At 43.5% G+C, this 22,034-nt stretch carries 16 protein-coding genes and 1 riboswitch; of the genes, 9 read left to right on the plus strand and 7 right to left on the minus strand.

Going from position 1 to position 22,034, the window contains the following annotated elements; translation table 11 throughout:
* Nucleotides 1-338: 338 nt before the first annotated feature.
* On the plus strand, nucleotides 339-2,477 hold the full coding sequence (locus B9N78_RS14985; RefSeq protein WP_085103738.1) for a SpoIIE family protein phosphatase: 2,139 nt from the start codon (nucleotides 339-341) through the stop codon (nucleotides 2,475-2,477).
* A 27-nt stretch (nucleotides 2,478-2,504) separates the two neighbouring features.
* On the plus strand, nucleotides 2,505-2,975 hold the full coding sequence (locus B9N78_RS14990; protein ID WP_085103739.1) for a hypothetical protein: 471 nt from the start codon (nucleotides 2,505-2,507) through the stop codon (nucleotides 2,973-2,975).
* 287 nt (nucleotides 2,976-3,262) lie between these two features.
* Here the strand turns inward: B9N78_RS14990 and B9N78_RS14995 are convergent, their stop codons facing one another.
* Complete coding sequence (locus B9N78_RS14995) at nucleotides 3,263-4,651, minus strand: ATP-binding protein (protein ID WP_085103741.1); 1,389 nt, start codon at nucleotides 4,649-4,651, stop codon at nucleotides 3,263-3,265.
* Entirely contained in the window at nucleotides 4,651-5,343 is a 693-nt protein-coding gene (locus B9N78_RS15000) for a response regulator transcription factor (protein ID WP_085103743.1), read from the minus strand. Before B9N78_RS15000 ends, B9N78_RS14995 begins: the two co-directional genes overlap by 1 nt.
* A 224-nt stretch (nucleotides 5,344-5,567) precedes the next feature.
* Between B9N78_RS15000 and B9N78_RS15005 the strand changes: the two genes are divergently transcribed.
* From B9N78_RS15005 to B9N78_RS15020, 4 genes are all read left to right on the plus strand, one after another.
* Entirely contained in the window at nucleotides 5,568-6,752 is a 1,185-nt protein-coding gene (locus B9N78_RS15005; RefSeq protein WP_085103745.1) for an efflux RND transporter periplasmic adaptor subunit, read from the plus strand.
* A 2-nt stretch (nucleotides 6,753-6,754) separates the two neighbouring features.
* A complete protein-coding gene (locus B9N78_RS15010) occupies nucleotides 6,755-8,698 on the plus strand; it encodes a MacB family efflux pump subunit (RefSeq protein ID WP_085103747.1) in 1,944 nt (647 codons plus the stop codon).
* Nucleotides 8,699-8,713: 15 nt separating this feature from the next.
* Entirely contained in the window at nucleotides 8,714-10,132 is a 1,419-nt protein-coding gene (locus B9N78_RS15015; protein WP_085103749.1) for an efflux transporter outer membrane subunit, read from the plus strand.
* A gap of 187 nt (nucleotides 10,133-10,319) precedes the next feature.
* On the plus strand, nucleotides 10,320-10,994 hold the full coding sequence (locus B9N78_RS15020; RefSeq protein WP_085103750.1) for a PEGA domain-containing protein: 675 nt from the start codon (nucleotides 10,320-10,322) through the stop codon (nucleotides 10,992-10,994).
* 138 nt (nucleotides 10,995-11,132) lie between these two features.
* On the opposite strand, the gene ilvD is transcribed toward B9N78_RS15020, so the two are convergent.
* The 4 genes from ilvD to B9N78_RS15040 form a co-directional block, all read right to left on the minus strand.
* The gene (gene ilvD, locus B9N78_RS15025; RefSeq protein ID WP_085103752.1) at nucleotides 11,133-12,854 is read right to left on the minus strand and encodes a dihydroxy-acid dehydratase; all 1,722 of its coding nucleotides are present in this window, start codon (nucleotides 12,852-12,854) and stop codon (nucleotides 11,133-11,135) included.
* Nucleotides 12,855-12,988: 134 nt separating this feature from the next.
* Nucleotides 12,989-13,891, minus strand: coding sequence for a dihydrodipicolinate synthase family protein (locus B9N78_RS15030; protein ID WP_085103754.1), 903 nt, complete (start codon nucleotides 13,889-13,891; stop codon nucleotides 12,989-12,991).
* Nucleotides 13,892-14,004: 113 nt separating this feature from the next.
* Nucleotides 14,005-15,420, minus strand: a complete 1,416-nt coding sequence (locus B9N78_RS15035; RefSeq protein ID WP_085103755.1) for a GntP family permease — start codon at nucleotides 15,418-15,420, stop codon at nucleotides 14,005-14,007.
* A 533-nt stretch (nucleotides 15,421-15,953) separates the two neighbouring features.
* Nucleotides 15,954-16,712 carry an IclR family transcriptional regulator gene (locus B9N78_RS15040; protein WP_170921447.1) on the minus strand — a complete coding sequence of 253 codons (759 nt, stop codon included), beginning with the start codon at nucleotides 16,710-16,712 and terminating at the stop codon, nucleotides 15,954-15,956.
* Nucleotides 16,713-17,037: 325 nt separating this feature from the next.
* Between B9N78_RS15040 and B9N78_RS15045 the strand changes: the two genes are divergently transcribed.
* Complete coding sequence (locus B9N78_RS15045; protein ID WP_085103759.1) at nucleotides 17,038-17,355, plus strand: TIGR03905 family TSCPD domain-containing protein; 318 nt, start codon at nucleotides 17,038-17,040, stop codon at nucleotides 17,353-17,355.
* Nucleotides 17,356-17,568: 213 nt separating this feature from the next.
* Here the strand turns inward: B9N78_RS15045 and B9N78_RS15050 are convergent, their stop codons facing one another.
* Nucleotides 17,569-20,253 (minus strand): TSCPD domain-containing protein, encoded by a 2,685-nt coding sequence (locus B9N78_RS15050; protein ID WP_085103761.1) that lies wholly within the window; start codon nucleotides 20,251-20,253, stop codon nucleotides 17,569-17,571.
* Nucleotides 20,254-20,487: 234 nt separating this feature from the next.
* A riboswitch (cobalamin riboswitch) is annotated at nucleotides 20,488-20,630 on the minus strand.
* A 561-nt stretch (nucleotides 20,631-21,191) separates the two neighbouring features.
* On the opposite strand from B9N78_RS15050, the gene B9N78_RS18470 reads away from it, so the two are divergent.
* Together B9N78_RS18470 and B9N78_RS15055 are read left to right on the plus strand one after the other, a co-directional pair.
* Nucleotides 21,192-21,353 carry a hypothetical protein gene (locus B9N78_RS18470; protein ID WP_281248192.1) on the plus strand — a complete coding sequence of 54 codons (162 nt, stop codon included), beginning with the start codon at nucleotides 21,192-21,194 and terminating at the stop codon, nucleotides 21,351-21,353.
* A gap of 41 nt (nucleotides 21,354-21,394) precedes the next feature.
* Nucleotides 21,395-22,006, plus strand: a complete 612-nt coding sequence (locus B9N78_RS15055; RefSeq protein WP_342743620.1) for an aldehyde dehydrogenase family protein — start codon at nucleotides 21,395-21,397, stop codon at nucleotides 22,004-22,006.
* Nucleotides 22,007-22,034 lie beyond the last annotated feature (28 nt).

Consider the following 22,034-nt stretch of genomic DNA (forward strand, 5'->3'; position numbering starts at 1 on the left):
GAGTTCATTATTACAGGTAGTTATAAATATATTTTGCACTTTTTGCACATATTTACTGTTGCAACTTGTTGTTAATTTATACTAAAATAGTATGGAATAGTCAAAGTAAGGAAAAAGGAAAGGTTATGTGCATTATTTTGCACACACATTGCCATAAATAAATATTGATAACTGGTTATCCCATTTAATATCTTGATATACTGAATTAAATTTTATTTGGAATGTAAAATGTATTATCTGTGAAAAATTGTTGGGGAAATGTTCAAATTTAATGTATAACTGATTTAACCTTTTATCACTTCTTTTCAGTGTCGCTGCTTTCACAAAACAGGAATTTTATGAAGATTAGATTTAAACTGCTTTTACTCTTGTTGCTTGTTTCAATAGTACCTCTTGTTGCCGTACAGACCGGGGTGCTTGAATCGCTGCATTCTCTTTCTGAAGAGATCGGCGGCGAAGTTCGCAGTGAGTTGGTAAACAAAAGCAGTGTTGAATTAAAAAGATTGGTGGAAGATCATGCAAGAGTTCTTTCCAAGCAGCGTAAAATTGTTGAGTTGAATCTGCAGCAGCTCTCCGCCGAATTGACTGCATGGATTGAAGAAGGGACCATGTTTGTGCCGCCTGAGATTCTTATAGGCATATCAGCTCAGGATGCTGAGAGTGAAAATGAACGACTTCAGCAAAAGTATGGACAGCCTGATTTTGTCATGCACGGTGAAAGCGGTATCAACTTTAACTATCTCGGTTATGATTCAGGGCGTCATGGCACAGCTGATAGAATTATTCCTCAGAGATCAACGGATGTTATATTTCCTCTTTTCAAAACAATAGAGAACAGAAATCCTGACTTGGCTTTATGGATTGAAGCTAATTTTATTTCAGGGGAATCACTTACTTATCCGGCGCGTTATACTGGCATGTCTATGGGGCGGATGATGAATGCACCACAACCTCAGGCTGCTTCAATTATCCCTGAAAATTTGCTCCCTGCATGGTCGCTTCCGAAAAAAGATCCCGTGACAGGGAGAACTGTTCTTACCGCTTCGCTGGCAATAATAGTACATGGAAATATTGTTGGATCAGTTTCTATTGATGTTCCGCTCGGGACTTTATTGTCCGGCAATAACCATCTTAATATGTTCTCTCACAATATTGATTCAATGTTAGTCCGGATTGAATCTAATACTGACAGCACAAATGATGTGGAAATTGTTGCGAAAGAAATTTCCGGTACCGGCAGTAAAACTATGATGCATATGTGGGAACCTCCAACGGTCCAGACCATGCTCTCGTCATCTGATTCTGTATTGTTTTCCAAGTTTAAAGATCTGCTTAAAGAAAGAAAATCCGGCGTTATAAGTATGCCGTATAAAGGGCGTGACAGTATCTGGGCTTTTTCATCACCTGATAAGCGCGGTATCTCACTGGTTTTAATTCTTCTTCATGATGACGTGGTTAAACCGGCTGAGAATGCGAAAAAATTTGTAACTTCCGTTATATCGCAGCAATATCGCAATACTTCTTTAGTGCTTGTGGCCGTAGTTCTGCTTGTTTCAGTCATTGCCTTTATGCTTTCCCGTCGTTTTACAAAAAACATTTTGATTCTTGCCAAGGGCGTAAAGCGTATTGCCTCCGGTGATTTTGCTGCTAAAGTTGAAATTTCAAATGCTGATGAAATTGGTGAACTTGCGGATAATTTTAATAAAATGGTTCCCAGCCTTCAGGAGCATATTGAGATTAAAAGTGCTCTTGATGTTGCGATGGAGGTTCAGACAAATCTGCTGCCGCAGAGTTCTCCTGAACTTTCAGGGTACGATATTCATGGAGAGAGCAGGTATTGTGATGAACTCGGGGGAGATTATTTTGACTACATCAAACCTTATGCCGATCAGGATAATATCCGTTTTGCAGTGGGAGATGTCAGCGGGCATGGCGTTTCGGCGGCAATGCTTATGGGATCTATCAGGGGGTATGTACGGGCGCGGAGTTTAAGCCGCGGCACTCTCGGAGAAGTTTTGATTGATGTGAATAAGCTTGTAGCAGAGGACACCTGTAAAACAGCTCAATTCATGACTATGGTTATGGTGGAACTTGATCCTTTAAAAAATGAATTGCGCTGGGTAAGAGCAGGACATGACCCTGCATTGATATTTGATCCTGGGCAAGATGATTTTACCCAACTTGAAGGGGACGGAATTGCCCTTGGAGCTGTTGCAGAGGCAACATATGCCGAGAGCTGCTGTTTCGATTTGGATGCCGGGCAGATTTTAATTCTGGGAACTGATGGAATCTGGGAAGCTTCCAACGGCGATGGAGAATTTTTCGGAAAAGAGAGGCTGTGGAGAGTGGTAAATTCTGCAAAGGATTTGCCTGCTAAGGTTCTTGTTAAAACCATTTTTGATGCTGTGCATACGTTCACAGGCAGAAGCAAACAGGAAGATGATCTCACTGTTGTGGTTGTTAAAAGAAATAATTAATAAAATAAAAAATTAAGGGGTTATCAGATGAAAAAGATTTTAAATATTACTATGCTGGTCGCATTTATTGTTGCAATGTCTACAGTCGCTTTTGCCATGGATATGAACATGGATCACAGCGCCATGCAAGGTAATGACAAAGTTACAGGGTCCATGCATGAAGGAATCATGATTATGGAGAAGGGGCTTGAAGATATGAAGAGTGGAGCGGGCATGATGAAAGATTCTGCCACCATGAAAGAAGGAATGGCTATGATGAGCAAAAAAATGATGCCCATGCATAACGGTATGAAAATGATTGAAAAAGCTGCCGAAGGAACTCCTCATATGTCCATGATTGAAAATTCTATGAGCAATGCCAACAAGGGCATGATAGAAATGATGAAAGGCATGGGCATGATGAAAAAAGGTTCCGCTGATGGCATGACTATGATTAATGGCGGCTTGCAGACAATGGAAAAGTCTCTTGAAGAAGTAAAGGCCATGTCCGGCATGTAGTATTCAGTAAGTTGTCATGTTCTTACAAGAAAATCCGGAAGAGTTGTTTATAACCTTCCGGATTTTCTTTTTTAAAAACTAGAAAGTTGTGATGTGCTGTTTAAAATATCCAGCTCAGAGGACAACACCCGGAGAGGAAAACAAGGATTGTAATAGCTAGTGCCAGTTTTTTCATTCTCACCCCTTAAAAATTAAGTTTAACATTAATTATACTGCCGACCACACTTAATTGTTTATTAAACGGCAATGTTGAGCCGCTTTAGCTAAGTGCATAGATCAAAGTTTTATTAGTCTTTACTTTCTTCTACCTCAGAGGTTTCTAAGGGAAGAGTGATGAAAACGCTTAATCCTCCTCCAGCTCTATTCTCTGCATAGATGCTTCCTTTATGTACGACTATTGCACGTTTAGCTATTGCTAACCCAAGGCCAGTACTATGGCTGTTACTCTTTTTCAGCCGGACGAAAGGTTCAAATATTTGTTTAAGAGATTCTGATGGTACACCTGGGCCATGGTCTTCAACCGTGATGGTGCAAGTCTTTTTGTCATTGTATGCGAAGAGTGTCACATCAACGGAGGCTTCGCATGGGCTATGACGAACAGCATTACGAATTACATTTTCCAAAGCTCGTCGAACCAGTTCTGCATCACCACGTACTGTGAGACTGCTTGCAGTCTCGGTTATAGTGGAGCTGTGCAGTTTGATTTGAATTTTATCCTGCTCTGATTCAAACTGAGAATTGTTGACAATTATGCGAGCAAGCTCTTGGAGATCGAAATATTCATCGGTAACAATTTCTCCTGACTCCACTCGAGAAAGAATGAGTAGTTCTCCAACGAGTTCATCCATGCGAACCGTTTCTAACTCAATCCGATCCAATAACTCTGGTGTTCGTGGAGGAATCTGACGGGCAAGTTCAATAGCTACCTGCTGCCGCGCAAGAGGAGATCTTAATTCGTGAGAAACGTCATGGAGTAATTGCTCACGAGATTCAACCAAAAATTGTAGTCGTTGAGCCATCAAGTCAAAATCTCGGGCCAAATCCGCTATTTCATCGCGGCGGCGGCCCATAAACGGTTTTAACCTTACATTTAGCACTCCATTGGTTAATTGCTTAAACCCCATGCGCAGCCGCCAGACTGGAGCGATAAGATACCATGCCAGCAAAGAGCTGAAAATAAGCCCACCCAAAATCCCTATGATAACAAGTTCTGGTGGGACTCCGGAGGGCCCCAGTTTCTTTCCCTGTCCCATTTTAGCAGTGTTATAAGTCAGGCGAATAAACGTACCATCAGGTAATTTCTCGACTCGGGAATAGACTCGAGACTCTTGTAAGTCAGGCTTTTCCATTTTATTTGCGACTACAATTTTGTCTTGTATAGAATCTGTAATTACTCCGTCTGGTAATTTATTGGGCAGTCGCTTGTATGATAATCGCAGACGTTCTTTTTCAGGCCATGATTCTATCAGTGTTAATAGCCCGTTTTCCCCATCAAGGTGGAAAGCTGCAGAAGCTGAAGCAAGTTGAACTTCGGCAAAAGATCGTTCAAATTCAATCTCCATTGGGTTATTATGAGGAGCACCGTTAATAGTTAATATTACCCATATGCCCACTACAATGCAGATGAATGTCAGCCAGAAGCCGAAAAGTATTTTCCAGAACAATCTGAATTTCATTAGAGATGTACCCTATAGCCTACGCCGCGAACCGTTTTTATAGTTATTTTTTCCCCGGCAACCTTGGCCAGCTTTTGGCGGAGGTTGCTTATGTGGACATCAACACTGCGGTCATATGGTTCGCGAGCACGACCTAAAACTTTTTCTGAAAGCTCATCCTTGCTAACCACCCGTTCCCCCATTCTTAATAATATTTCCAGACAGTTAAATTCTGAAAGAGTCAGTTCAACGGGAATTTCATCCCAGTGAACTTTTCGTTGTGGAACTTGCATTTTGAGAAGTCCGAGACGCAGTTCATCATCTTTCCATATATCTGTCATTTCATCCGTACGGCGCAACACCGCTCTCAAGCGAGCCACCAGCTCTCGTGGGTAGCATGGTTTCGGCATATAGTCGTCAGCGCCCATTTCCAATCCCAGCACGCGGTCAATTTGATCGCCTTTGGCGGTAAGCATGATTATCGGAACACGGCTGGATCGTCTTATCTCATGTAAAACTTCAATTCCATCTTGGCCGGGGAGCATTATATCAAGGAGGACTACGTCATACATGCCGGAGAGAGCTTCGGCAGCACCTTCTATACCGTTATGAACGACATGCGGATTGAATCCTTCGGCTTCAAGATATTCAGTTAATAAAATTCCCAAGTCGATATCATCATCAACAATAAGAATGCGGTTCGTTTTTTTCATGTCAGTACCCTTATATAATTTTTCGCTATATGCGAAGTTCCTAATCCATAATTTACAATCTCTTTACAGTTTCTTGTCTAATATTTAACCCCCAAAGGGGTTTTGATGGACTATAACTAAAAAAGAAACAGCGTCCCCACCTAACTTCATTTAAGTGTACCATTACCCCCTCCCTCTCACGGGGACGGTGTTTCTTATGAATAATAACAACTACAGGATATACAATGAATAAGTTTTTTAAAATAGGCATTATTGCCAGCATCTGCGTTATTGGAATAGGGATGAAATTTATACTTTTCCCTGCGAATCAGTCTGTGCAGTATCTGACGACCAAGGTAGTCAAAAGCGACATTCAAGAAACTGTATTGGCAACAGGAACCCTTGAAGCTTTCAAACAGGTCAGCGTTGGAGCTCAGGCCTCAGGACAGGTTAAGTCTCTTAACGTTTCCCTTGGCGATGAAGTGAAAAAAGGAGACCTGATAGCGGAGATAGATTCGCAATCTCAGGAAAATAATTTGCATATAGCCGAAGCGGATCTGGAAAATGTCAAAGCTCAGCTGACTGCTAAGAAAGCAGAACTCAATCTGGCCGAATCAGAATATAAACGTCAAAAGGGTATGCTCGGCGCAAAAGCAACCTCTATACAAGATTATGAAAGTGCTTTGGCTACTCTGGCAGAGACCAAGGCAGAGATTGCAGCTCTTGATGCACAAATCGTGGCAGCTTCTATTGATGTGGATACAGCGCGGGTAACTCTTGGATATACCTCCATTACTGCGCCAATGGATGGCATTGTCGTGGCTATTGTGACCAAGGAAGGCCAGACTGTTAACGCAGCTCAGGCAACCCCGACGATAGTTAAACTTGCCCAGCTTGATACAATGACCGTTAAGGCTGAAGTGTCGGAAGCTGATGTGGTCAAAGTCTATCCCGGACAAAAAGTTTATTTTACTATTCTCGGTGAACCGGACCACAAATATAAAGCGACACTTAGAAGTATCGAGCCCGCGCCAGATTCCATCGAAGATGAGGACAGTAACGACACAACCAGCTCAGAGGATGAAGCTATTTATTACAATGCTCTGTTCGATGTGCCTAATCCAGATCACAAATTGCGCATTTCCATGACTGTTGAAGCGACTATCATTCTTAATGAGGCTACGAATGTATGCATCATTCCAGAGGGGGCTTTGGGTGCTAAAGATGAACAAGGGCGGTCTTCTGTACAAATTCTCAGTGCTGACGGCAAACCAGAAACTCTGAAGGTGCATACAGGTCTGAGTGATTCAGTCAATATTCAAATCATAGATGGCTTGAAAGAAGGTGATAGCGTGATACTTGGAGAAGCTGATGCTGATTCTGTTATCAAGGAAGAATCAAATCGGCCTCGCCAGCCTATGGGACTATAATTATGCCATTACTTCAAATAAAAAATCTCAGAAAAGAATATCCCGCCGGGGATCAGACCATGATGGTGCTTAAAGACGTGAATATAAGCATCGAAGCCGGAGAGATGGTTGCGATTGTAGGAGCTTCAGGCTCCGGTAAGTCCACGCTTATGAATATTATTGGCTGTCTTGATCAGCCGACAAGTGGCACATATTGCATCTCCGGTCGGGATGTTGGCGAACTCGACGCCAACGAACTCGCAAAACTTCGACGAGAACATTTTGGTTTTATTTTTCAACGCTATCATCTGTTGTCTTCGCTTACAGCTTTGGAAAATGTCGAAATACCCGCTATTTATGCTGGAATGGCTCAAGCAGCACGGCATGAACGGGCCGCTCAACTCCTTGCCAGATTAGGACTTGAAGAACGTGTTCATTATCGTCCCGGTCAACTTTCCGGGGGGCAGCAGCAGCGGGTAAGTATCTCTCGGGCTCTGATGAATGGCGGGCAGGTAATTCTGGCTGACGAACCAACAGGAGCTCTTGATAGTACCAGTAGTAAAGAAACCATGAAACTGCTGACGGAATTAAATTCTGAAGGGCATACTCTTATAGTTGTCACGCACGATATGGAAGTGGCCGCCTATGCCCGAAGAATTATTGAAATCCGTGATGGGGAAGTCGTTTCCGATCGTTTGAATACAACCGACTCCGGCCTTGTTTTTAAAAAGAGTAAAACTCTTTCTGTCAAAAGAGCAAAGGTAGCATGGCTGGATCAGTCGATGGAATTACTGCGGATGGCTTTATCCTCTATGATGGCCCATAAACTACGTACATTTTTGACCATGCTCGGGATTATTATAGGGATTGCATCAGTTGTATCTGTCGTGGCTTTGGGAAAGGGGTCAGAGCAGAGTGTCCTTAAAAATATTAGCTCAATAGGCACTAACGTTATCGATATTTTCCCTGGTGCTGATTTTGGCGACCGAAGGGCCGGCAATGTTCATACATTGATCCCTGCCGATGCCTCGGCATTGTCTCAACAACCTTATGTCGACAGTGTAACTCCAAAACTTTCAACTACATTGGAATTGCGTTACCGAAATATAGATGTCTCTGCATCTGTAAGTGGTGTTGGTGACCAATATTTCAGAGTTTACGGCTATGAAATAGCAGAGGGTAGTGCCTTTAATAAAGATATGGTCACGAGTATCAAACAGGTGGCCGTCATTGATCAGAACACGCGGAAGAGACTGTTTGGAACGGATAAAGATGTTCTCGGCAAGGTCATCATTCTTGGCAGCGTGCCCTGCCGGATAATAGGTGTAACCAAGAAAAAACAATCTTTCTTTGGGAATAGTGACTCCCTCAACATTTGGGTTCCGTACACAACGGCCATGCACCGTATCATCGGCCAGGCATATCTGGCGAACATTACTGTACGCGTTAAGGATGGAATGCCTATGCAGGCTGCTGAAAAAGGCATTCAAAAGATGCTTGTCCGAAGGCATAATCTCAAAGATTTTTTTATAATGAACACTGATACTATTCGCAAGACCATTGAAAGTACGACACAGACCATGACGCTGCTTATCTCCGCTATTGCAATTATTTCATTGGTAGTCGGCGGGATAGGAGTCATGAATATCATGCTTGTTTCGGTAACGGAACGAACAGGAGAAATAGGAGTCCGAATGGCTGTAGGGGCCAGATGCAGTGATATTATGATTCAGTTCCTTATCGAAGCCGTGTTGGTCTGTTTACTGGGTGGAATTTTCGGAATTGTCCTGTCTCTGATAGTCGGGGTAATTTTTTCATACAGCGGAAGTAGCTACACAATGGTTTATTCCTCTACATCAATGATTTTAGCTTTTGTTTGCTCAACAATTATCGGAGTTGTCTTTGGGTATCTTCCGGCTCGTAGCGCCGCAAGTCTTAATCCAGTGGATGCTCTTGTACGTGAATAGCAAAGAAGGAACATAATGACTCGTTTTATCATTTATATAGTAAGTATCTCTTTCCTACTTAGTGGTTGCGGACCTCTGTTACGAACAGACTTCACTCCACCAGAAGTAGTTATCCCAACAGGGTGGAATGCCACAGGAAACAGTACTGACAAAGTTACGTCCAATGTCGAAAAATGGCCCGACAGTTTCGGAGACCCTAAGCTTTCGAGCTTGGTGACGCTTGCTTTAAAACGCAACAATAACCTCGCGGCTGCATCTTTTCGAGTGAGACAGGCACAGATAAAAGCCGGACTCGACTATAATAGTTTATGGCCGCAACTTTCAGGCGGTGTCGCCGGCAATAATCAGAATAATTTTAATAAAGGCGATTGGGACAACTCATATTCGACTAATTTTGATATCAGCTACGAAGCAGATCTCTGGGGTAAACTATCCCGAACCCATGATTCATCTAAATGGGAAGCTGAGGCTACAAATGAAGATAGATTAAGTACCGCTTTGACTTTGGTAGGAACCACTATGAAGCTGTATTGGAAGATAGCTTACCATAACGTGCTCCTTGATCTTAGTAAAAGTAATATCGATTCATCCAAAGAAACATTGGGGCTGATGATAGCGCAGAAGAAGTTTGGTGCCAGTTCGGAGCTGGAAGTTAGCGAAGCAAAACAAGATTTGGCTAATTTACTGGCTGAGCACCAAAGTCTTGTGCAGGATAAGCAGGAAGATCTTAACGCTTTGGCTGTACTCTTTGATATGCCTCCAGGTAAAGTTATGGCTGATCCGAATAAACTTATAAGCACAAAACTTCCAACCATTCCAGTCGGTTTGCCCGTGGAGCTGTTAGGACGCCGACCGGACTTACGCGCTGCGGAAATGCGGTTGCGTAAACTTTTGGCAAATACAGATGTTGCCCACGCTAACTTTTACCCGACGCTTTCGCTTACAGGCAGCTTAGGAACTTCAAGCACAGAACTTTCAAATTTTCTTGATAATCCCTTTGCGGCGGTTGCTTCAAGCATTGCCTTTCCATTTCTCAACTGGAACAGGTTACAGTTAAACCTTGATGAATCGCAGGCAGAATATGATGAAGCCGTAGTTAATTTCAGACAAACTCTGTACGAGTCGATGAAAGAGGTTGAGAATGCTCTTTCCAATCAAAAAAATCTGACCGAAAAGGGAAAATATTTAAAAGATAATTTTGAAGCCGCCCTTGCAGTAGAACAGATATATGAGGTCCGTTACAAGTCCGGATTCGGAACGTTGAAGGACTGGCTTGACTCGCAAGATACAAGGCGTAAGGCCGAAGAAGCATTGGCTGAAAATATATATAACCGTTTAGTCAACTATATTAACTTGTATCAGGCTCTTGGTGGTGAACCGGAAGAAAAGGATTTAAAAAACGGTCTTCCATTGCAACAAGAGCAACATATATAAGCTATTTCATTTACGAGCATCGATATATGCTGAATCTTATCTTTGATTTCAAATTAATACAGGATTTTTAATCTATAGTGCTCTTAGCATGACAATATGTGATTTTATCAATGTAAGCCAAAACATCAAAGAACAGGTAGAAGTCGGTTAATAATTAGTTTTAAGCATAATTAATGGGAAATAAGATATGAGAACTGTTAAGATCACCGGTTGTTTTTCGCTTTTATTTATTCTCGCTGCTTGCGGAAACGATCTGGTTATATTGAAACAGGAGATTCCTATTTCAACTGTACCTATGAATTCAACTGTATATGTTGATGGGAATTTTACCTGCACGACCCCTTGCAAGCTCAATTTGACTAGAAATTTTGACCACATTCTAACTTTTTATAAAGATGGTTATAAGCAAGAGGATGTAATTATTAAAAGAGAATATCAACAATCTAAAGTTCTAGCTAGCGCCGTTTCAAGCGGGATTTACTCTACAGACATCAGCCTAAGTCAATCGGTATTTCTAGGAGTTGAAAAAGGAGTAGAATCAATTAAAGAGCAAGAAATTACGGGTGAAGCGTACTTGCTGACACCTTCAGCTGTTTCATTAAAAATGAGGCTGAATAACGCTACAGATTTTTCGGAGATGGTCGCAGAGAATGAAACCGTTAGTTATGCTCCGCGACCAATTCGTTATGCTCCGCCACCAAAAGGGTTTGTGGATTATCTTTCCGATATGCCGAAGGCTAAAGTTGTATTCAGCAAAGACCAATATATGCAGACATGCGAACCTGCCAGAATTACACGTGAGGTTTTAGAAAGGTTTATAAATTCTATAATAATGAGAACGTATATAAACTTTCCTCAGTAATAAAGTCGGTAACTCAAATGAAGACAGTTTTTATTGCTGGATAGATTTTATTTTTATCTCTACCAACAAAAAAAGGCTTAGAAGTTAAATCTTCTAAGCCTTTATTCGTCATGTCAAAGGAGATACAAACTGCTCAGGTTAAGCCATGTAGGCCCCTTTCATAGCGGAAACTGCGCTGTCGGAATAACGCTTAAGGACACCGCGTTTCTGCGGACGTTCCGGCAGAGTCCAGTTTTTTCTGCGCTGAGCAAGGATGTCGGTAATTTCCTGAGGAGATTTTTTTTCTCCGTTCACTCCGACGATCTGGAGAGCTCTATTCGGGATGTTAATTTCAATTAGATCGTTATTTTCGATCAGTGCGATCGGTCCACCATCCACAGCTTCAGGGGAGACGTGACCGATGCAGGGACCGCTTGTGGCTCCTGAGAAACGGCCGTCTGTCACTATTGCAACCGTGCCGTTAAGAGTCTCATCATAGACGATTGCGTCAGTTGTCATGAACATTTCAGGCATACCGCTTCCCTTAGGACCTTCGTAGCGGATGACTACTACGGAACCGGGCTTGATATTGCCGGCAATGATGCTGGTTTGAGCCTCTTCTTCACTGTCGAAGACCATAGCCGGGCCGACATGCTGGTGCATGTCAGGCAGTACTGCCGCATATTTCACAACTGCGCCTTCAGGGGCTATATTGCCTTCCAAAACAGCTATGGAACCACTTTTCTTGGATTGTTCAGGAGTACGGATAACATCGTTCAGCGGGATGCTGTAACTTTTCAGATAACCGTGGCAGCGGTCAAAGAAACCGTCTTTTTCTAGGATTTCCAGAGAATCACCGAGAGTACGGCCGGTAACAGTCATAACGTCAAGGTCAAGCTGATCCCGCAGCAAATGCTGCACCATGGGAACGCCTCCTGCAAACCAGAAAAGTTCAGCTGTATACTTTCCGCTAGGCTGTATGTTGGTTAGATATTTGATTTCCTGGCCAATGGCATCAAATTCTTTAGGATCTATATCTATGCCGACTTCATGGGCAATTGCCGGCATATGGATGAAAGCATTGGTGCTGCCGCCGATGGCTGCGTGAACTTTCATGGCGTTGATGAAGTTTGCTTTTGTGAGGATCTTGCGTGCAGTAATGCCTTTTTCGGCCAGATACATGATTTGCTTACCTGCCGCACGGGCCATGCGTCTAATTTCAGACATGGTTGCCGGCATGAGTGCTGTTCCCGGTAAGGCCATGCCCAGAGCTTCGGACATGCACTGCATTGTGCTTGCAGTTCCCATGAATTGGCATGCACCACAGGACGGGCAGCCTGTGAGCTGATAATTTTTCATTTCCGCGAGGTCAACATGCCCTTTTTTCTTGCGTGCTGAGAGCGGTCCGGCAAGGCCGGAAGTGGAGTTATTCGGTCCTGAGCGCATGGCTCCGCCGGGAATATGAATGGTAGGTATATCCATTCTGGCTGCGGCCATAAGGTGGGCTGGAGTGGATTTATCGCATCCTGACAGCAATAGCATGCCGTCCCAAGGGATGACGGAAGCATGAATTTCGACCATATCCGCAATGATACCGCGGGAGCAGAGGATGAAGTTCATGCCTTCATGACCCTGTGCCCAGCCGTCGCATATATCCGTGACGTGGAACTTAGCAGGGCGTCCGCCGGCTTCATATACTCCGATAGAGGCTTCTTCGCTCAGGACATCTAAATGATAACTTCCGGGGTGGCTGTCTCCTTGAACATCATCAATAATAATCTGGGGCTTGTTAACATCTTCTCTTGTCCAGTTCATACCCATCATAAGGGCATCAATCTGCGACCATAGGTCTCGCACGCGTTCGCATTTTTGTTTTTGCATAGCTTTCTATCCTTTGCCCCCCCCCTAAAGAGGGGGCTTTCTTTACTGTCATTCGTTATAAACGGATGGGAATGATCAAATAACATCATGGACTATCGGATTACATCCGAAGAGCGTCCATTTTTTTAAGATAATTAGAGGCCAGCCTCTGCGAGGATTTCTGTGAAGCGTTTTTTAATATCTTCTTCTGGCTCAGTAGCAGGAGCTGCAACGCCTGTCGGAATATCTGATCCAGTGAACCGGACAGCTTCTTTGAGTAGCCAGGAGAATGGTACGTCCAGCGTGTAAAGCTGCGAAAGAATGCTGAGGCGCGGAATCAGTGTTTTTAAGCTCTCCATGTCATTATTTTTGAAAGCCTTGTATATGCCGCAGGTTATTTCAGGTGCAAAGTTTGATGTTCCAGGAATAGCACCGTCACCACCGAGCATTAAGGTAGTAAACAGGTATTCATCGAATCCGCAGATGATTTTAAAATCTTTACGTGCGCTTTTGACTTGGAAAATAAGGTCACGGATGTGGCTGATGCAATCTACCGTATCCTTGATGCCGATGATGTTCGGGCAGTCTAAGGCAATGCGTTTAACCAGTGCAGGGGACAAATCTTGTCCTGTCAGAGCGGGGAAATTGTACATCACTACAGGTAGAGAAACGGATTCTGCGATTGTGCGGTAGTGCTTATACAGTCGGTCTTCATTCATGAGTGAGTAGTATGGATTTACGACAATCACTGCATCAGCTCCGATTGAAGCCGCATGTTCGCTCAGTTCGATAACTTCCGCAGTGCCGCATGCTCCGGTACCGATGATAACGGGTTTACGTCCGGCAACTTTTGCTACGCAGAATTCTGCAACCTGCTTGCGAACAGCATTCGTGAGCTGTGAAAACTCACCGGCACTTCCAAGGAAGAGCAGGCCGTCTACATCGCTTTCAACCAGTCTGTCGATAAAAACGCCCATTCCTTTGCTGTCGAATTCGCCGTTGTCATTGAAAATAGTCGGTACTGGTGGAATAATTCCCTCTAAAGAATATAAAGACATTGATAACTCCTTTTTTAGTATGGAACTTTTGTTCCAAAATTATGGTAAATATTAAATCGTCTTTTGTGTAGGGACCCAGACGAAATTATTTATATTGAACGTGGTCAGCTCAGCTATATCAAGCCCATCGAGACAAAGGTTGCTAAAGAGATGATACCTATTACACCACCGATAGCGCGTGGGAGAGTAAGGTATTTCAGGCCTTGTTTTGTGTTCAGGTTGAAGAACTGGGTCATTATCCAGAAACCACTGTCGTTCAAGTGACTGAATATCATGGTTCCGCAGCCGATGGACAGAGTCGCAGCAACCGGGGACAGTCCAAGTGAGTCCATCATGGGAAGAACTATAGCGGCAGCGGTCAAACCTGCGGTTGTCATGGAGCCCACAGCGGTCATTATTATCGAGGCTGTGAAGAAGGGAATAAGAATCGGAAGCAGGCTTGTTCCTGCTACGATGACACCAAGTTCTTTGATGACCGGAGCAGCTTTAAGTATGCCACCCATGGCTCCACCCATAGCGGTAATGAGCAATGGAAGAAGAGCAACCATGAGTCCTCTGCCTACCCATGTTCCAAATATTAGTTCTTTCAGAGACTTATCATTGTTGCCGGTGGTGCGGAAATGATGAGCTTTAACTTTTTCAGACTTGATGAACCCAAGGATTATGGTGAATACGACGCCCAGCAATAATGCGATAACTCTGTCTCCAACGGAAGTGAAGAAGGTAAGAGATGTTCCGCTGTCTTTCATATATACCTTTGCAAAAGATGCAAAAGTAATCAGTACTACTGGAATCAGTATTGGAAGCATGGAGAAAAAGGCGTTTGGCAGTCCTGGTTCATGGATGACAATATCTTCAATCTTATCAGATTTGGCAGGCTCGAAACCTTCAACAAAGTCTTCTCTAGGGGCAATCCATTCTTTAGCTGCCCAGCCGCGCAGTATCAGCCATGTGCCGAAGAATGCTATTGCGGAAATAGTTGTTCCCCAGAAAATGGTCAAACCAAGGTCAGCGCCATACATAAGGGCGATTGCGAGGATACCGGGGGTTGGCGGAACCAGACCGTGAGTAAGTCCAAGTCCCATACTGATGAAAGCGGACATGGAGGACATTGATATTTTTTTACGTACTGACAAGATGGAGGCGATTGGAGCGGTCAGCACCATGGTTATGTCGCCAAATACTGGAATGGAGACGATGAAAGCTGTAAGTGCGGGGGCAAGTTCCAAAGCGCGCCCACGGAACAACCTGATGAAAAAGTTGGAAATTGCCGTGGCTGCGCCGGTATCCTGAATACCCATTGCCAAAATGGAACCCAGGATGATGGTAACGCCAATGCCTTTTAAAGTTCCGCCGAACCCTGCATTGATCAGATTGACCGATCCTATAATTCCGTTATTCAGAGCCAGTCCAAGTCCAAGGCTGGTAAAGAAAAGCGCAAGAACTGGATGCATTTTTACTTTCATGATCAGCAGCATTAAGAAAATAATAGCAACTGCTAGAACTACTAGAAAAAATATTGGAGTCATTGTTTCCCTCTTTTTAAATTTGAGTCGGAAGCAAAGGCAAGGCCTGTACCGACATTTCTGTTTTAACTATTCTCCTAGAAAAAGCACATGTTGTGCGTAGAACCCACTTTCAGTCAAATACCGCACAGGGAAAAATAATACTTGTAATTATTAACCTCCTTCACGCCGGGGCCACTATGCTGCTACCGGTTCCGGCAGTTATGAGTTCAGAACATTGCGCACTGCTCTTTTGATCCTCATAAGTGGTCCACTCCCCCCACAATTGATTTTTAATGTGCGATATTGTCGCACATTGTCCACATTATCCTGCCCAATATTAAATAATATTACATAATATCGTTATTACTCACTAAATATATTAATTAAGTGAGGTTGCTTGTAGTCATTATCACTGTTTAAAACGTTTTGAACCGCAGTTTGGAATATCTAGCTGCATTTATGAACACATTTTTACCGCAAAGCGGGGTTTTAATATTCTAACTATTATTTGTGCGACAATATAGCACGCTGTTCACATAGTGTGTGAAAAAAAATTAAATGGCTGCGCTGATTTGTTTAGCAACGGTGGTGATCGTTTCAGACACCTGAGCGACCATTTTTGATGAAATACCTGCTTTAGCTCCTGAAAGGCTGACTGAAGCAACAACTTCTCCGTTTTGCGCAAAGATAGGAGCTGCAATACACATCAACCCTGCAACGTGTTCCTCATCGTCGATACTGAATCCACGCTTACGGATTGTTTCAAGTTCTTGCTGCAGTTCATCCACACTCGTAATACAGTTTGGTCCCCGCCGTTCAAGCGGCACCATCTGTTTGAGCAATCGTTCCCGTCTGGTTTCGGGCATGAAAGCAAGTAAACATTTGCCTACAGCTGTACAGTACATGGGGTTTTCTGCTCCGACTTCCGATTGCATAAAGATCGCATTTTTCCCCCGTATTTTTTCAATATAGACCACCATACCGTTGCGTTCAACAGTCAGATGAACTGTTTCCGAAAACTCTTGAACAAGTTTTTCCAGAAATGGAGTGGCTCTACGGACCAGAATACTGTGTCTCCGCACTTGTCCACCGAGTCGAAGCAACTTGAGTCCTAGGGAATAGCGGGAGTCTCTGGGATTTTGTTCCAGATAGCCTTTTTGAGCCAAGGTACTGATTAAGCTGAAAGCTGTACTTTTACTGAGATCAAGCAGGTTGGCGATTTCAGTTACGCTCAGTTCTTTGGTTGAGCTATTGTATAACTCCAATATGCTCAACGCTCTAACTACTGATTGTATTTGTCTGCCTTCACCCATGCCTTTTTCTCCTGTGCGACATTGTCGCATTGTGTTTACTGTCCTGATCCATAACTGCCAGCTGTTTTGGGACTTGTCAACTCTTTGGATAATAATTAGGGTTCATTCTGTGCCTTTTTTTAGAGATACAGGTAAAGACTGAGTGTAATTTCCAAAATATTTGCAATATATTTGAGTAAACTTTTCTGGCAATGATCAAAGATAATAAATTAGAACTCAAATTCTAACTTAACCTCTCTTGACGTCACTGCGATTATTTTGAATCATAAGTCCGGTGTCCGTTTTGGCGTAAAGACTGCTAATAAAAAAATAAGACTGGTTAAAAATGGAAAATATAGAAAATATTAATCGCGGTTCAAAAATTATAATTCTTAAATCTGAAAACACATATTCAGCTGATGTTGAGACATTTATTCCGCAGGGTGTATGTTCAACAATGATCAACTTTGCAGTGGAAGACGGTAAGCTTGTTTACGTAGATTTTACCGGTGGCTGTCCGGGAAATCTCAAGGCTATATCTGCGTTGATTACTGATATGCCTGTTCAAGAAATTGTCGGTAAGCTCAAAGGCATCACCTGCGGTAACAAGAGTACCTCTTGCGCCGATCAGTTATGCAAAGCTCTTGATGGGTATATGAAATAGAAAAGCTGATGATGGAATAGTGAACTGTAATATGAATTATTGGAATGGGACGTTGCGTGCATATATTTCGTCGTGGGTGTAGGTGAATTCGCCGTATAGATTTTTCCGGTGGGATAATGTTTTGTGTTAAAAAATAGAAAATCCGGAAGGTGATAAATTCACCTTCCGGATTTTTTGTAAGAATATAAAAACCTTATAAACTAGCGTATGTGATTAGCCGCAGGTCGTGTAACCGCAGGCTTTACATATTTTACATCCGCCCTCAGGTACGTAAGCTTTTTTGCCGCATTCAGGGCATGGGCTTCCAAGTTCTTTGGAAACTATGGTTTGATCATCCATATCAAGTGATATGTAGTTGCGCAGGATGCGGGAGATAATGGCAGCCGCATCGATTATATTGTAGCTGGAACGGTCCAGCTGCGTAATAATGCGGTCGATAGGCATGCCCACGCGAAGCAGAAGACTGGTTAAACGGGTGATTGTTTCCCATAGAGAATATTTCTCCTGAAAAACCTGCTCGTTATAGATACCTGATCCGGTTAAGCCTGCTTCTTTTGGCAGCTTGACGAATATTTCAATAGGGTTGCCGGATTCATCTACGGATACAATGATATACATCTTGGACCCTTTCCATGTAACCCTATGGCGCTCTGCCCGTTCGATATCATTCAGCTCTCTTTCACGTAAGCTCGGGAATTGTCCGAGCATTGTGGGATCAGCGTCCTGCGTATCTTCTTTCTTGCTCAGTACACCTTTTTTACAACCGTTGCGGAAGACAGTCACTCCTTTGAGGCCGTGTCTCCATGCTTCAATGTAAATCTGGAAGATGGTTTCCCGTGGTGTATCTTCGGAAAGATTAATGGTCGAAGAAATGGAACTGTCTGTGAATTCCTGAACAGCGGCCTGCAAACGGATGCGGTCCATATAGTCAAGTTCATCAGATTGAACGTAATTCAATTTCTCTTTAAGTTGCAGAGCCGTATACTTGCCGAACAGCTCTTCCTGATTAGTTTCAAGCATCCATTTCAGCGGAGGCATATGGATGAACTCAAAAACTTTTCCAGCTTCAAGGCGGGTTTCGCGGGTGTAGCTGAAAAGAAACGCAGGTTCGATTCCGGATGTGCAGTTGTCAGACATGATGGAAATGGAACCTGAAGGCCCGACGGTGTTGAAAGCCGTATGGCGCAGACCGTTATCCATAATCTTTTTCTGTAACTTTTTGGGCAGTCCGAGGTTTGTGATGTACGGGCATTCCAGAAACCGTTTTCTGGCCTCAGGAGCTTTTAAAGCTTCCACAACCCCGAAGCGTCCGGCTATATCCGCGCTGACAGATATTTCGGTTATGGCTTTATCCCGAAGGATCTTTTTGATGAAGTCTATTGACTCTTCGCTGCCGTAGCGCATGCCGAGCATCGCAAGCATGTCGCCAAGTCCGGTGAATTCTATGCCGATCCGTTTACCGTACTTGTCTGCATCCCTATGCTGCTGAAGAGGATGCTTGCTCTGGTTCAGATCAGACATGGTATCCATAAAGGCAACGGTGCGCGTTAAGTCATCGCGGAACAGGTCTTCGTCGAACTGAGCTTCCTTCGTGAAGGGATTAACTACATATTTGAACAGAACCATGGCTCCTAAGAGGCAGTTGTTCCAGTAGCCGAGTCCTTGTTCACCGCAGGGGTTGGTGGACATTGGTTTAAGGCGCAAAGGGTCGATGAATGTACCGGGGGTATTGCGCTGAGTCGTATCCTGATAAAGGATTCCCGGGTCGCCGGACTGCCATGCGGAACTGCTGATTTCTTCAAGCAATCCCCGTGCTTTGACTGTTGTATATGGCTTGAAAGGAAGGCCGAATTCCTGCCAGCGGCTGTAGTCTCCGTCCCAGAGAAGGTTATAAACTGAATTGACGGGGTCGAAGATGTCTGACTTCTCGTTGCGCCGTCTGGAAGGAGAAAATAAAAGTGTGCCTTCAGGAAGGTCCGCCTGTTTCTCATTCACGGGTAGATCAGGTTTGACTTTTATCTGATACTTTTCCGGATCAAGGGCTGTCACTTTGTAGATGATTTCAGCTTCAAGGCGATCTCCCACTTGAGGATCAAGGGCATTATAGACCTCAGGCAGCAATTGCAAAGTCGCTGCATCACATATCTTGCCTGTCACTTTATTCATTTCAGGAAAAACAAACGTCCAGTCCTTGTCGTCTTCCACAGCCTGCATGAATTCGTCAGTAATTTTGAGGCTTATATTGGCCCCGAATACATCCTGAGTTTTTCCTGTAAGGGAGTCCACACCGAAAATTTCTTCAGGTTTACTTTTGCTCCAGATAAAACGGCGGGTGTCAGGATGCCTGATATCCATTGATATCATGAGTGCGCCGCGTCTGCCGTTTTGGCCTATGGTGTTTGTCAGTTCACTGAAAAGAGGCATGAAGCTGACAGCTCCGGAAGATGTGACAGCTGCGTTATTCACAGGGTCGCCGGAAGGGCGCAATATGGTAATATCTATCCCGCTGCCGCCGCGGTAAGAATAAGTCCGTGCGAGTTTTTTCTGAGCTTCGAAGATACCTTCTAAGGAGTCTGATTCGATTTTTGCTAAATAACAGTTGCTGAGGGAACATTTAGCGTAGTCGTTGCCGAGGCCGGATAGAATAGATCCGGCAGGTATGAAGCGTCCTGCTTGAAGCATTTCGCACACCTGTTCGTTTTCCTGATTTTCAAAGCTGGAGTGCTTTAAAAATTCGCGGCAAAGCCTGTTTTTAACATCACCAAATGAGTGTTCCTGAAGGTGTCCCTTGCTGTCACGGATCTGATATTTTTTAGAGCTGACTGTTTCTTGAAAGCGTCTGTGCTCTTCTAAGGCCATTTTGGCGGATTCACGAGTGATAACTGGTTGTTTGGTCATTCTTTTTCAAGGTCCTTTGAAGGGATTTTCCACGTATTCCTTTACTCACAGAGCAAAACACTAGCGATATCGCAAACGGAAAGTTGCGGACATGCAAGGTCCTCACAGTGAGAAAAAGGTATTAGCTTGTGGTGCAGGCGGCCCAGAAGGCTATTTCTGCAGAATTTTTTGGGGCCGAATGATTTTTAAGGTCTTAAAAGACAGACTCATTCGGTAGATGGAAAATATCTGCATAATGCAGACATGCTTCAGGCAGGGGAGCTGGCTTTTTTTATTCATAATGAACAAAAAATACAGCGGCAGAACCGCCCCGGAATCTGACCGGGTTCCCTTTTCAAAATTTAGAAAAACTAAATTCCTGAAGTGCAAAATCAACGTAGGACAGTTTACCAAACCATCATTTTTGGTCAAGACCTTTCTAGAGTTTTTCATGACTGAAGCTTGTCAGCCCTTGGGAGAGTAAGTGTGGGATGGAGATATTAACTGGTTTTCCACAGGTATGTGTTTCTGTTCGTAACTATTTAACCAGCTGTTTTGTAAATAATTGTTGAAAATTGTAACTAGCGATCGGTTGGTCTGAAATATGGAAATTATTTTGCTGATGAATTTTAGTAATTCAAACTTCAACTTCTCATAACTGTGCGAGCAGCTCAGAAAATAAAGCTCAATTTTATTTAGTTGAAATAGATGCTTTTTTATTGTGCCGTTTGCCTCGTATAATGTTTAAATTTCTCTCGTCATTAATCCATGTTGTAAAAATAATTCAGGCGAATTTCTACTTAGCAATAGCAATTGTCCATATATAGGGAAAATTACAATAAATTAATAAATATATTGAAATAGCTGAGTTTAAAGCGGTATAAAACTTTGGGACTTGATTTCTGTGTTGAAAAATAAATTATTATTAAGCTCAACAGTTTACCGAAAAAGTTATCGCTATGGCTCCTAAAGGAGGAGCCCGTGACGCTGCGCTCGCTTTGGAAGCAGCAAGTTCAGCTCAGAAAAGCTGGGCGGCTAAATCCTGCATTGAACGCACCGGTTATCTTAAAAAATGGCCGAAATTATCAGGGCTAACCGTGAAAAGGTGGCACGAACTTTAGCCGAAGAGCAAGCTAAAATTTTACCTCTCGCCCAAGTGTAAATTGATGCGACAGCCGAATATTTTGACTATTACGCCGGATGGGCACGTAAATACGAGGGCGAGGTTATTCAGAGTGATAATCCAAAAGAAAATATACTTCTCTATCGTCAGCCTATCGGTGTTGTTGTCGGTGTCTGCCCTTGGAACTTCCCTTTCTTTGTCATGGCCCGCAATGTAGCTCCTTCCTTGCTGACAGGTTGTACCATTGTTTTAAAACCGTGCAGTGAAACTCCGAACACCACTTTTGAATTTGCCAAGCTGATTTCCAGCATAAGGCTGCCAAAAGGTATGCTTAACTTTGTATCCGGCGGCGGTAGCTCTTTGGGTGATGCTTTGGTCAGAAGCCCTCAGGTAGGTCTGGTTACTCTGACAGGCAGTGTGGATACAGGGCCGCGTATCATTTCTGCTTCTGCTGAAAATATTACTAAAACTTTACTTGAACTGGGCGGAAAGGCGCCGGGTATCATTTGCGCAGACTGCGCCATGGATATGGCCGTTAAAGCAGTTGTTGATTCCAGAATAATATTCTCCGGCCAGGTCAGCAACTGCGCTGAGCGTGTCTATGTAGAAGCTGAAGTTTACGACGAGTTTATGGATAAGCTGCTTGAATAGGAAGTTGCTTTAAAGGGTCTTGCCAATC

The sequence above is a fragment of the Desulfovibrio gilichinskyi genome (assembly GCF_900177375.1).
Lineage (GTDB): Bacteria > Desulfobacterota > Desulfovibrionia > Desulfovibrionales > Desulfovibrionaceae > Maridesulfovibrio > Maridesulfovibrio gilichinskyi.